Genomic DNA, 13,040 nt, shown 5'->3' with positions numbered 1-13,040 from the left:
CCGCCGTCGGACTCTTGATCGAGTCCGGCGGCTGACGCATTGAAGTCACCATGTTCGAAGACCTCGCCGGCCCCCTCATCGCCCTCGGGCAAGTTCTGATGATCGACCTGGTCCTGGCCGGCGACAACGCCGTGGCCGTGGGCCTGGCCGCCGCGGGCCTGGCGGAGAAGGACCGCAAGAAGGCGATCCTCTACGGCCTGATCGCCGCGGTGGTGATGCGGATCGGCTTCGCGCTGATCACCGCCCAGCTGCTGGGGATCATCGGCCTGCTCTTCGCCGGCGGCCTGCTGCTGCTGTGGGTGTGCTGGAAGATGTGGCGCGAGATGCGCGACCAGGCCAAGCACGAGGAGGCCACCGCCTCGGCCGTCCTCGACGACGACCCGACCAACAACCCGCCGGTCCGCCAGGCCAAGACCTTCGGCGCCGCCTTCCTGCAGATCCTGATCGCCGACCTGTCGATGTCGCTGGACAACGTGCTGGCCGTGGCCGGCGCCGCCCGCGAGCATCCCGGCATCCTGGTGTTCGGCCTGGTCCTGTCGATCGCCCTGATGGGCGTGGCCGCGACCTTCATCGCCAATCTGCTGCACAAGCACCGCTGGATCGGCTACGTCGGCCTGGTCGTCGTCCTGTACGTGGCCCTCAACATGATGTGGGAAGGCCACCGCCAGATCGTCATCCGCGCCCAGAAGGTCGACGCCTACAACGCCGCCGCGCCGGCGTTCCTGGACATCAAGCGCAAGGAACTGGACCACGCCTGCCACGCCGAGAAGCCCGGTCCCAAGCGCCAGACCTGCGAGGCGCAGGCCGGCGTGACTCCGTAACCGGGAGGACCGGATAGAGGGCCCCTACCCGCTCTGGCCGTACTTTCGCAGCTGCGGCGGCGGGGCGGCGAGCCGGGCCAGCTGGGGCGCCAGATCCTTCTCCGGAATCACCACCTCGACCAGGGCCGGGACGTCCTTGAGCCCCTTCAGCGCCGCCAGGGCCTCGGCCAGCTCGTCGGTGGTCTCGACCCGCAGGCCGGCCGCGCCGAACGCCTTGGCCAGCGCCAGATAGTCCCAGGCCGGCAGCACGTCGAACGGGGCGAAGGCGCCCTCCGGCGTGAAGGCCTTGATGTCCACGAAGGCCTGCTCGATCGCATAGCCCTTGTTGCTCATCACGAAGACCACGGCGTTGCAGCCCGCCCGGGCCAGGCTGGACAGCTCCTGGCAGATCATCATGAAGCCGCCGTCGCCGGCGACCACCAGCGGCCGCTTGCCGGAGCCCAGCGCCACGCCCAGGGCGCAGCCGGTCTCGTGGCCGAGCGAGCCCCAGGCCGCCTGGGCCACGAAGCTGTCGCGCGGCAGGCCGAACAGATTGCCGAAGACATACAGCGAGGTGCTCTCGCCCAGCACCAGCACGGTCTCGTCCAGCAACTCCTGCGCCTTCATCCAGTCGGTGAGCTGGCGGTAGAAGACGTTGTAGGTCAGGCCGCCGGGTCGATCGGGCGCCTCTTCGTCCTGGTCGAGCTGCGGCTCGGGCAGCGCGACCTGGCGGGGCGAGGCCTCGTCGGCCTGGAAGCGGTCCAGCAGGCCGGTCAGGAAGGCCTCCAGGGTGACATAGGGATAGTAGGCCCGGCCGACCCGCGCCTCCTCGTCGTTGACCTCGATCATCTCGTCATAGCTGGAGGCCATGATGTCGAGGTAGTCGTCGGTGATGATCGTCCCCAGCGCCACGGGGCAGTCGCTCAGGGCCATCACCGCCCGGGTCAACCCCGGCGAGGCCGGGCCCGCGTAGGTGCCGACAAAGGCGGACTGGGCCTCGTCCAGCACGGTCTTGCCCAGGCTGGTGGTGGTGAACGGCAGGCCGCTGGCGTCGACGATCTGCTGGGCGAGGTCCTGCAGGCCATAGCGCTGGATCTCCACGCCCCACCACAGCACCGGCAGGGTCGCGGCCTGGATGCGGGCGAAGGCGGCCTCCACCGCGGCGGCCGTCGCCGCCGGCTCCGAGACCAGGGGCTCGGCCTCCAGCGTTCCGACCGGCGCCGCGCAGGCCAGGCTCCAGACGTTCTGGATCACCTCGATGTAAATCGGCCGCCGATGGGTCAGCATGGCGACGATGGCGCGGTCGATCTGGGCCGGGGCCTCGTCGGGATCGGTGACGATCTCGGAGGCGACGGTGACCTCGGCGTAGACCTTCTCGTCCGCCTCCAGGTCGCCGGTGGAGTGGTGGAACAGGATGCCCTTGGTGGTCTCCAGGAACCGGCCCCTGGTCGAGGGGCTGGCCGAGATGATCGCCACCGGCACCCGCTCGACCCAGGAGCCGGCCGCGCAGTTCAGGGCGCTGAAGGTCCCAACCCCGTACTGCACGCAGGCGGCGCCGACGCCCTTGAAACGGGCGTAGCCGTCGGCGGCGTAGCCGCTGCCCAGCTCGTTGATGTTGGGCACCCGGACGATCCCCGGCGTGGCGTCGAGCGCCTCCAGGAACGGCGAGGCGTAGTCGCCGGGCACCGCGAACAGGTGGCCCAGCCCGACCTCGACGAGGCGATCGACGAGGTACTGGGCGACGGTCATCTTGGCCATGGTCAGCCCTCCTCGACCGGGGCGAGGCAGTTGGGCGTCATCGACGGCAGGGACTGGTCGGCGTTCCAGCATTCGACGCAGCCGTCCAGATCGCCGCAGCCGGGACAGGGGTTGGGCATCAGCTGATAGCTGGGATCGAGCCACTTCGGCGGCTTCAGGCCGAAGAAGTCCTGCAGCATCGACTCGGCGGTGTCGAGCGCGCCCTCGACCCAGCCCTGGCCGTAGGAATAGGCCTCCCCGACGATGTGAACGTCCTGGTCCGGGATCGGCTTGCGCATCCGGCACATGATCTCGTCGAGGCGGTAGCCGGCCTTCCACTCGTGCCAGCCGCCGCCGTACGGGTCCTCGTTCCAGCTGTGATAGACGGCCGAATAGGGGTTCGGGATCTCCGGCAGGGCGTGGACCGTGGCCACCTGCAGGTTGGCGACCTGGACCATCTCGGCGCTGGCGGGGAACGGCGTCACCGGCATCGGATCGGTCACGCCCGGCTCCATGCAGGCCGGCATGTAGCCCTTGTACTGGGCGGCCACGTCGTCCTTGGCGACCTCCAGCCCCTTCCAGAACGGCACGGTCGAGATGTCGTTGTAGGTCGCCATCAGCAGCGAGTTGAGGAAGGGATAGCCGCCCTCCTGCTCGGCCTCGGTGCCGAAGTAGTAGACCTGGCGCACCGGCAGGTCGGTGACCGCCCGCCCGGCGACCAGACCCAGCGACCGCCACCAGGGGCTCTCGTAGGCCAGGAACAGCTTGAAGGCGCTCTGGATCAGGACCGAGTCGAGGTTCTTCTTCAGCCAGGGGTCGTCGAAGAGCGTGCTCTTGATCAGCTCCAGCGACCGGCGCGGCAGGCCCAGGATCAGCTTCTTGCAGCGGACCCGCGTCGTGTCCTCGTCCTCGAGGATGTAGGTCTTGGCCTCCCGGGTCTCCGTCGGGCGGAAGATCAGGGTGTAGGGATATTCCCCGTCCCCGACGATGATCTCCTCCAGCCGGTGGTTCATGTAGACCCGCTTGCCCTTGGCCAGCTTGCCGTCGAACTGCTCGTTGAACTGCTTGGCCAGGGTGATCGGCAGCTGCTCGAAGCCGTCGCGCAGGCACAGGAACTTGGTGTCGTCGCTGTATTCGGTGGCGGGCAGCTGGGTCACGGCGCTGGCGTTGGCGACGTTGGCGTCGTAGCCGCCGGCGTCGCGCATGAACTGATAGCCCTCGTTGGACAGCACGCGGAACATCAGGTTCCAGAAGCCGTACTTCCAGATCGGCTTGCCGAACACCTTGACCTTCATCTGGTCGCACAGGCTGAGCGAGCCGAAGTTCGGGTACAGGTTGTTCATCGCCTGGACCTGGAGGTTGGTCGGTCCCAGGCCGCGCTCCGACCAGGCGAGGTTGTAGGGCACCTTGTCCGGGTCGCTCAACTCATGCAGCCGGAAGTGCCGTCCGCGCAGGTAGAAGAGGTTGCAGTTCGACCCCACCGGCGCCGGCGCGCCCATCGGGAAGTCGCGGGTCTCCAGCCCCAGATGGCTGACCAGGTCGGCGACCATGATGTGCTGGTCGGGGATGAAGCGCATCCCGCCCAGCTCGGCCTTCACGTGCGGCACCCCCGGCACGGTCACCGAATAGAGCCGCCCGCCGATGCGGTCGCTGTACTCGAACAGGGCGATCTTCTGGTCCGCCCCGACTTCCTGCTGCAGTCGCCAGGCGCTGTAGGTCCCCGAGCACCCGCCGCCGATCACCGCCACATCGAGATCCATGCCGCCCTCCCCAGGCCGTCGGGAGTCGCGCGCCATCGGCGACTCCGCCACGGATGCTAGCTATGAGGGCAACGCCGTTCGGCGACAATCGTTATGCGAGAGCCTGTCGCAAAAATTTCTCGCAATGGTGGAGCGAAGGGGACGGCCGCCCCCTAACCCGTGCATCCCGGCGAAGGCCGGGACCCAGGTTCAGCCGCCGAACTGCGGGTCGCGCCGAAAGTCGACGCCCCTCGATCTGGATCCCGGCCTCCGCCGGGACAGACGGAGCTTAGCCTACCCCCGCTCCACCTGGCTGACGTCGCGCACCGCGCCCTTGGCGGCGTTGGTGGTCATGGCGGCGTAGGCGCGCAGGGCCGGACTGACCTCGCGCTGGCGATCGAGCGGCTTCCAGGCGTCCTTGCCCCGGGCCAGCATGGCCGCGCGGCGCTCGGCGATCACCGCCTCGGGCAGATCCAGGCGGATGCCGCGACCCGGGATGTCGATGACGATCGGATCGCCGGTCTCGACCAGCGCGATCAGGCCGCCCTCGCCCGCTTCCGGCGAGACGTGGCCGATCGACAGGCCCGAGGTGCCGCCCGAGAAGCGGCCGTCGGTGACCAGGGCGCAGGCCGCGCCCAGCCCCTTCGATTTCAGGTAGGTGGTCGGGTAGAGCATCTCCTGCATGCCCGGCCCGCCCTTGGGGCCCTCGTAGCGGATGACCACCACCTCGCCGGCCTTGACCTTGCCGCCCAGGATGCCGCTGACCGCGTCCTCCTGGCTTTCGTAGACGCGCGCCGGGCCAGTGAAGGTCAGGATCGACTCGTCGACCCCGGCCGTCTTCACGATACAGCCCTCGGGGGCCAGGTTGCCGAACAGCACGGCCAGGCCGCCGTCCTTCGAGAACGGATGCTCGACCGAGCGGATCACGCCCGCCTCGCGATCCAGGTCGAGGTTCTCCCAGCGCGCCGCCTGGCTGAAGGCGACCTGGGTCGGCTTGCCGCCCGGCGCCGCGCGGAAGAACTCCTGCGCGACCTGGCTGTTGGTGCGGCCGATGTCCCAGCGGGCCAGGGCCTCGCCCAGGGTGGCGGCGTGGACGGTCGGCTGGGACGCGTCGATGAGGCCGCCCTTCTCCAGCTCGCCGAGGATGGCCATCACGCCGCCGGCGCGGTGGACGTCTTCCATATGCACGTCGCTCTTGGCCGGGGCGACCTTGGACAGGCACGGAACGCGGCGCGACAGCCGGTCGATGTCGGCCATGCCGAAGTCGACGCCGCCCTCCTGGGCCGCGGCCAGCAGGTGCAGCACGGTGTTGGTCGAGCCGCCCATGGCGATGTCCAGGCTCATGGCGTTCTCAAACGCCGCCCGGGTGGCGATGCCCCGCGGCAGGGCCGTGGCGTCGTCCTGCTCGTACCACCGCTGGGTCAGGTCGACGACCAGCCGCCCCGCCTCCTTGAACAGCGCCTCGCGGTCGGCGTGCGTGGCCAGGACCGAGCCGTTGCCGGGCAGCGACAGGCCCAGGGCCTCGGTCAGGCAGTTCATCGAGTTGGCGGTGAACATGCCGGAGCAGGAGCCGCAGGTCGGACAGGCGGCCTTCTCGATCGCGGCGACCTCTTCGTCCGAGTACCTGTCGTCGGCGGCCACGACCATGGCGTCGACCAGGTCGAGGGCGCGGATCTCGCCCTTCACCTGGACCTTGCCGGCCTCCATAGGCCCGCCCGAGACGAACACCACCGGGATGTTCAGCCGCATGGCCGCCATCAGCATGCCGGGCGTGATCTTGTCGCAGTTGGAGATGCAGACCATGGCGTCGGCGCAGTGGGCGTTGACCATGTACTCGACGCTGTCGGCGATCAGCTCGCGGCTGGGCAGCGAATAGAGCATGCCGCCATGGCCCATCGCGATGCCGTCGTCGACGGCGATGGTGTTGAATTCCTTGGCGACGCCGCCGGCGGCCTCGATCTCGCGGGCGACCAGCTGGCCCAGGTCCTTCAGGTGGACGTGGCCGGGCACGAACTGGGTGAAGCTGTTGGCCACGGCGATGATCGGCTTGCCGAAGTCGGAGTCCTTCATGCCGGTGGCGCGCCATAGGCCGCGGGCGCCGGCCATGTTGCGGCCGTGGGTCGAGGTTCTGGAGCGCAGGGCGGGCATGGGCGTGGTTCCGGCGGATATCGCCGCGATGCATGCCTGACATCGAAGGCGTTGTGAAATATATTATTCAGCGGCAAATAGGTCGCTGTAAGAATGAGCATGGACACCCGACAGCTCCGCCATTTCGTCGCGGTCGCCGACACCCTGCATTTCGGGCGCGCGGCGGAGCGGCTGACCATGACCCAGCCGCCCCTCAGCCAATCGATCATGGCGCTGGAGCGGACGCTCGGCGCGCCGCTGTTCGTGCGCACCAAGCGCAGCGTGCGACTGACGGCCTTCGGCGAGCAGTGGCTGCCCCAGGTGCGGGCGGCGCTGGCCGCCGTCGACGCCCTGCCGGAAAGCGCCCGCCGCCTGCGCGACGGCCTCAGCGGGCGGCTGTCGCTGTCCTTCGTCAGCACCGCCGACTACAGCGTGCTGCCCGACCTGGTCCGGCGCTACGCCGAGGCCTATCCCGACGTCGAGATCGGCCTGGTCGAGGCGACCAGCGACGTCCAGATCCCCGCCCTGCTCGCCGGCGAGCGGAACGCCGGCATCATCATTCCGCCGCCCGACCGCGCCCTGCCCGAGCCCCTCGCCTACCGACGCCTGGTGTCCGAGCCGCTCGTGGCGGCCGTGCCGACGGCCTGGATCGACGATGGTCGGCTCATCGTCCGGGACGGCGTCCTGGCGCCCGACGCCCTTGCCGGGGCGCCGCTGATCCTGTTCCCGCGCACCGTGGCGCCCGCCTTCCATGATCTGGTGACCGGCTACTTCGCCCGCCGGAGGCGTCCGGCGCGGATCGGCCAGGAGGCCATCCAGATGCAGACCATCATCAGCCTGGTCTCCGCCGGGCTGGGCGTGGCCCTGGTCCCAGCGTCGCTGCGCAACCTGGCCCGGGCGGGGGTCCGCTACGTCGAACTCACGGCCCCGCCGACTCTGGAGACCGGCCTGGCCTGGCGGCGCGACGACGACACCCCCACCCTGCGGGCGCTGCTGCGGCTGCTCTGAATGACGGACGGCGCTAGTCGCCCGGCGCCTTCACCGGCTCGGGCCGGCCGCCCTCGGCGATGCGACGCAGGGCGGCGACGTTGGCGTCGACGCTGTCGTCCTCGGCGTTGTTGGTCAGCTGGATCACGATCAGGTCGGCGGCTGGATAGTAGGACAGGTCGCTCTTGAACCCCCGCCAGTGGCCGCCGTGGGAGATCCGGGCCACGCCTTCGGCGTCTGGCTTGAGGTTCAGCCCGAAGCCATACGGAACCGAGGTCCCGTCGGTCAGCCGGGTCGGCGCCGTCGCCCGCGCCCACAGGTCGGCGCGGACCAGCCCCCCATTCAGCGCTCTCTGCCAGCGCAGCAGATCGTCGGCCGTCGAATAGACGCCGCCGGCGCCGCGGACATAGAAGCCGGGAATCTGATCGTAGGGCCGCCGCTCCGTAGACTGCGGCCGAAAGCCGTAGGCGCGATGCGCGATCCCGGCCTCGTTCGACGGCGTCCGCAGGCGCGTGTAGGTCATGCCGAGCGGGGTGAAGAGCCGCCTCTGCAGATGATCCGCGAAAGGCTCCCCGCTGATGGTCTCGACCAGAGCGGCCAGCACCAGATAGCCGGTGTTGTTGTAGGCGTAGCGGGCGCCCGGCGGGGCCACCGCCGGCTTACCGAGCGCGATCAGGAACGAGACGATGTCCGAGCCGTCGACGGCCGGCGGAACGGCGCCGTCGGGACCAGGTTTCAGACGAACGGCGTAGTCGCCAAGCACGTCCGGCGTTCCAGAGGTGTGGGACAGCAGCTGCGCGATGGTGACGCCGGCATAGGGGTACTGCGGAAGATGGGCCGCGACCGGGTCGTCGACCGAGAGCCGGCCCGCCTCCGCCAGCTTCAGCACGGCCACGGCCGTCATCTGTTTGGAGATCGAGCCGATGTCGAAGGCGGCGTCGCGGGTCAGGGGCGTGCGCGCCGGGTCGCCGGCCTCGCCGACCGCCCCGGCGAAGACCGGCTCGCCGCCCCGCGCGATCAGATAGACGCCGTTGCAGACCCGCGCGGCATGGCACTGCGTCAGATAGGCCTCATAGGCGTCGGGCGCGGCGGCGGCCGGACGGCCGATCATCGCCGCGGCGATGGCCCATGCGAAGACGGTCGCCCGTCGGATCATGCGGAGGTCCCCCAAGCCGGATCGTGATGTCACAGGCTTGGTCGCCGCGGACGGACGGTTTGGATGCAGGGCGGTCTTGAGTCCGGCCGCCAGGACCAACGGACGTTCGGGCTCAATTCGTCCCTACCCCCGCATGTCCCCGCGAAGGCGGGGACCCAAGCCGACTGTGCGGCTTCGTCGATCGGGGCAGGCTTGAAGATCAGCTTGGGTCCCCGCCTTCGCGAGGACCTTCCGATGAAAACAGATAGTCCTGGTGGCCGAATGCCGACCCGCCCTAGGCCTCAGCCCCGCCGAAACGCTCGGACCACTCGGCGATCTGGGCGTCGTCGATCTTGCCGAACAGCACCGGCGGGACGCCGACCGGCGCTCCCGGCGTCAGGCGGTCAAGCTCGGCTGCGGCGTCGACGGTCGGCCAGGTCGGCGGGAACGGATCGCCGAACGACTCGGCGATCTTCTCGGCCGCGAACGGGATGAACGGCGCGCTGACCCGGGCGTAGAGGGCCGACAGGTTCAGGGCCGTGCGCACCACCACGGCGGCGCGGTCGCGGTCGGTCTTGATCGCGGTCCAGGGCGCGGCCTCCTGGAGGTACTCGTTGCCGAGCACCCACAGCTGGCGCAGCGCCTGGGCGGCCTTGCGCAGCTCGATGCCCTCCATCTGGGTCGTCAGCTCGGCCAGCTGGGCGGAGACGTCCGCGAACAGCTTCTCCTCGATCGGCCCGAGCTCGCCGCCCTCGGGCACGACGCCCTCGAACTTGCTCTCGTTGAACTTGCCGATGCGGTTGACGAAGTTGCCCAGCACGTTGGCCAGGTCGCTGTTGATGGTCTGGGCGAACTGCTCCCAGGTGAAGGCGGTGTCGGAACCCTCCGGCGCGTTGGCCGTCAGGTACCAGCGCCACAGGTCGGGCGGCAGGATCTCCAGCGCCGCGTCCATGAACACGCCGCGCTTCATGCTGGTCGAGAACTTGCCGCCGTACCAGTTGAGCCAGTTGAAGGCCTTCAGCCGGTCGACCTGCTTCCAGGGCTCCTCGCTGCCGAGGATCGTGGCCGGGAAGCTGACGGTGTGGAAGGCGACGTTGTCCTTGCCCATGAACTGGACATACTCGACGCCGTCCGCGCCCTTGTCGGTGCGCCACCAGCGCTCCCAGTCGGCGCCGGTCGCCTCGGACCATTCGACGGTCGCGCCGATGTATTCGATCGGGGCGTCGAACCAGACGTAGAAGACCTTGTCCTCGAACCCCGGACGCGGCAGGCCGCCCTGGGTGACCGGGATGCCCCACTCCAGATCGCGGGTGATGCCGCGGTCGATCAGCCCCTCGTCCAGGTGCTTGTAGGCGATGCCCTTGGTCAGGGCCGGCCAGTTCGCCGCCTTGGCGTCGACCCAGTCGCGGATGCGCTGCTCGACCTTGGTCTGCAGCAGGTAGAGGTGGCGGGTGTCGCGCACCTCGATGTTCCGCGAGCCGCTGATCGTCGAGTAGGGATTGATCAGGTCGGTCGGGTCGAGAAGGTTGCCGCAGTTGTCGCACTGGTCCCCGCGGGCCTTCTCGAAGCCGCAGTGCGGGCAGGTCCCCTCGACGTAGCGGTCCGGCAGGAAGCGCTTGTCGTCGATGGAGTAGACCATCTTGTCGGTCCGCTCCTCGATCAGTCCCTTGGCCTCCAGCGCCTCGCAGAAATGCTGGGTCAGGCGATGGTTCGGCGGGTTAGAGCTGCGGCCGAACCAGTCCCACGACAGGCCGAAGGCGCGGCCGATGTCGTGCTGCAGCACATGCTGCTCGTCGCAATAGGTGCGGACGTCCTGCCCGGCCGCGCTCGCGGCCAGCTCGGCCGGCGTCCCGTGCTCGTCGGTGGCGCAGATGTAGAGCGTCTCGTGGCCCTGGGCGCGCTTGAACCGCGCGAACACGTCCGCCGGCAGCATCGACCCGGCCAGGTTGCCGAGGTGCTTGATCCCGTTGATGTACGGCAGGGCGGAGGTGATCAGAATACGAGCCATAGGGCCGGGATATAGAGGGCGCCGCGAGGAAGCGGAAGCGTTCCCGCACGGCGCGGCACAAGGGGTTTCCCGCCTTGTGAATCGTAATGTTATAACATAACAAACCGCCTTCTCAGAAAGGCGGCCCGTATGTCCCTCGCTTCCCGTTCCTCCGTGTCCTTCGACAGCGCCCTCCGGGGGCGAAGGCGCCGCCTCCTGCTCGCCGTCGCGGTCCTGCCCGGCCTGACGCCTGCGGCGGCCCTGGCCGAAAGCGCCCTTCCCCGCCGCTCGACCGAGGTCGCGCCCGTCACCGTCCCAGCGCCCCGCGCGCCGGTCGACGCTGTCGAAACCCTGGCCCCGGCGACCCTGGAGGTGCTGGACGGCCGGGCGCTGGAGCGCGAGCGGGCCGTCAGCCTGGGCGAGACCCTGGCGCGCATGCCCGGCGTCCAGAACAGCGCCTTCGGACCGGCCGCCGGCCGCCCCGAGATCCGCGGCCAGTCGGGTCCCCGGGTCGCGGTCCTGGTCAACGGCATGGCCTCGCGCGACATCTCCGCTCTGTCGGGCGACCACGCCGTCCCGGTCGAGCCCTTCCTGGCCGACCGCATCGAGGTGCTGAAGGGTCCCGCGGCCGTCCTCTACGGCGGCGGCGCCATCGGCGGAGCCGTCAACGTCGTCGACAGCCGCATCCCGCTGACCGTCCCCGACCGCCTGCTGACTGGCCGGGCGGAGTTGAGCGGCGGCTACAACGCCGGGGTGACGGGCATGCTCCGCCTCGACGGCGGCAAGGGCGAGTGGGCCTGGCACGCCGACGCCCTGTACCGGGACGTCCCCGACCTTCGCATACCCGGCGGTTCGAAATCCGACATCTGCCGGACCTGGAACGCGCTGGTCACGAGCGTCGCCAACCAGACCCTGTGCCAGGTGAAACTGGCCAGCCCGGACTGGGTGTGGAATCCGACCCTCAAGCGCTGGGTCGACGCCACCCCGCCCGAGCGGCAGATCATCACCGACCAGTATCCCGGCGCCGAGGGCCGCCTGACCAACAGCGCCCTGAAGACCACCGCCTTCACCTTGGGCGGCAGCCGGATCACCGCCGACGGCTACATCGGCGCCTCGATCCACCGCTACGACAGCGCCTACGGCGTGCCGGGCTTCACCTACATCACCTATGCGCATCCGAAGCCCTCCGGGATCGACCTGGAGGTCGGGCTGACCCGGGTCGACCTGCGGGCCGGGCTGCGGCCGCGGGCTCTGGGGGTCGAGCGCCTCGACGTGCGTGTCACGCGCACCGAGGGCGACGACCGCGAGATCATCGACGGCCTGGACCACACGCGGCTGAGGACCGAGGCTAACGATCTGCGCATCGACGTCGCCCATCGGCCCTGGCGCGGTTTCGACGGCGCGTTCGGGTTCCAGAGCAGCCGGCGCGACCTGACGACCGACGGCAAGGAGGCCTGGCTGCCGTCCGTGGCGACCCGCGAGGACGGCCTCTTCTGGCTGGAGCAGTTCGCCTGGCGCGGCCTGACCCTGAAGGCCGGCGCCCGCTGGGAGCGCATCGCCTACAACGTCGATGAGGACACCATCCGCCCAGGCCGCGGACTCGGCTCGCTGGCCAAGGATCGTTCCTGGTCGACCCAAAGCCGGTCAGTTTCGGGGCGCTACGACCTGCTGCCCTGGCTGTTCGTCGAGGCGCGCTATGATGATGTCGAGCGTCCGCCCTCCCTCATTGAACTCTACGCCAACGGCAATCATTTCGGCATCCTGACCGAAGAACAGGGGGACTCCCGGCTCGAACCCGAGCGCGCCAAGACCACGGAAGTGCGCGCCGGGCTCGATCGCGGCCGCTACGCCCTGACCGTCAGCACCTACGAGACCGACTTCGAGAACTACATCTACCTGGGCAATACCGGCATTTCCCGCACCCTGCCGGTGCGCGAGTGGCGGCAGGGCGACGCCCGGATCAAGGGGCTGGAGATCGACGCGACCGTGCGGTTCGAGGGCACGGCCTGGGGCGACTTCGTGCTGCACGGCTTCGCCGACAAGGTCGAGAGCGCCCCGCGCTTCACCCTGCCCGACGGCTACAGCCCGTTCGGCGGCGGCCCCACCAACCGGAAGTGGGACGCCGAGTACTTCCGCAAGAACCTGGACGGCGACTGGCTGCCGCGCATGCCGGTCTCGCGCTACGGCGCCGACGTGACCTGGTCCTACGCCGCCTGGCGGGCCGCGGTCGGCGTGGTCCGCTACGACAAGCAGGACCGGACGGCCAAGAGCGAGGCGCCGAGCGACGCCTATGTCCTGGTCGACGCCCATGCCGCCTACGCCTTCGACGCGCCGGGCGGCCGGTGGGAAGCCTTCGTCGACGCGGCGAACCTGACCAACGAGGAGGCCCGGCCGCACAACTCGTTCCTGCGGCTGCGCGCGCCGCTGGCCGGACGGACGATCTCGGCGGGCGTTCGAATGGCCTTCTGACTCTTCTGGCGCCCCTCCGAAGGCCTTCCGCGCGGTTGTCACACGCGGGAGGCCTTTTC

General features: G+C 69.6%; 8 protein-coding genes. 3 read left to right on the top strand and 5 right to left on the bottom strand.

Annotation, left to right across the window (positions count from 1 at the left end):
- The first annotated feature begins 50 nt into the window (after positions 1 to 50).
- Entirely contained in the window at positions 51 to 821 is a 771-nt protein-coding gene (locus CSW64_RS09050) for a YjbE family putative metal transport protein (RefSeq protein ID WP_099621798.1), read from the top strand.
- 24 nt (positions 822 to 845) lie between these two features.
- Here the strand turns inward: CSW64_RS09050 and CSW64_RS09045 are convergent, their stop codons facing one another.
- The 3 genes from CSW64_RS09045 to ilvD all read right to left on the bottom strand — a co-directional run bounded on the left by CSW64_RS09045 (position 846) and on the right by ilvD (position 6,424).
- Entirely contained in the window at positions 846 to 2,558 is a 1,713-nt protein-coding gene (locus tag CSW64_RS09045) for an alpha-keto acid decarboxylase family protein (RefSeq protein WP_099621797.1), read from the bottom strand.
- A gap of 2 nt (positions 2,559 to 2,560) precedes the next feature.
- Positions 2,561 to 4,297 (bottom strand): flavin monoamine oxidase family protein, encoded by a 1,737-nt coding sequence (locus tag CSW64_RS09040; RefSeq protein WP_099621796.1) that lies wholly within the window; start codon positions 4,295 to 4,297, stop codon positions 2,561 to 2,563.
- 273 nt (positions 4,298 to 4,570) lie between these two features.
- On the bottom strand, positions 4,571 to 6,424 hold the full coding sequence (gene ilvD / locus CSW64_RS09035; protein ID WP_099621795.1) for a dihydroxy-acid dehydratase: 1,854 nt from the start codon (positions 6,422 to 6,424) through the stop codon (positions 4,571 to 4,573).
- A gap of 99 nt (positions 6,425 to 6,523) precedes the next feature.
- Here ilvD and CSW64_RS09030 point away from each other — a divergent pair, with 99 nt between their 5' ends.
- Positions 6,524 to 7,411 carry a LysR family transcriptional regulator gene (locus CSW64_RS09030; protein WP_099624184.1) on the top strand — a complete coding sequence of 296 codons (888 nt, stop codon included), beginning with the start codon at positions 6,524 to 6,526 and terminating at the stop codon, positions 7,409 to 7,411.
- A gap of 13 nt (positions 7,412 to 7,424) precedes the next feature.
- Here CSW64_RS09030 and CSW64_RS09025 read toward each other — a convergent pair whose 3' ends face one another.
- Both CSW64_RS09025 and metG read right to left on the bottom strand, forming a co-directional pair.
- Entirely contained in the window at positions 7,425 to 8,546 is a 1,122-nt protein-coding gene (locus tag CSW64_RS09025; RefSeq protein WP_099621794.1) for a serine hydrolase domain-containing protein, read from the bottom strand.
- Between the two features lie 274 nt (positions 8,547 to 8,820).
- Positions 8,821 to 10,533 (bottom strand): methionine--tRNA ligase, encoded by a 1,713-nt coding sequence (gene metG / locus CSW64_RS09020; RefSeq protein WP_099621793.1) that lies wholly within the window; start codon positions 10,531 to 10,533, stop codon positions 8,821 to 8,823.
- 129 nt (positions 10,534 to 10,662) lie between these two features.
- On the opposite strand from metG, the gene CSW64_RS09015 reads away from it, so the two are divergent.
- Positions 10,663 to 12,981 carry a TonB-dependent receptor gene (locus CSW64_RS09015; RefSeq protein WP_099621792.1) on the top strand — a complete coding sequence of 773 codons (2,319 nt, stop codon included), beginning with the start codon at positions 10,663 to 10,665 and terminating at the stop codon, positions 12,979 to 12,981.
- Positions 12,982 to 13,040: the final 59 nt, after the last annotated feature.

The sequence above is a fragment of the Caulobacter mirabilis genome (genome assembly GCF_002749615.1).
In the GTDB taxonomy this organism is placed as follows: Bacteria; Pseudomonadota; Alphaproteobacteria; order Caulobacterales; family Caulobacteraceae; genus Caulobacter; species Caulobacter mirabilis.
Note: the sequence above shows the minus strand (reverse complement) of the source record. Positions and strands in the feature narration are given on the sequence as shown.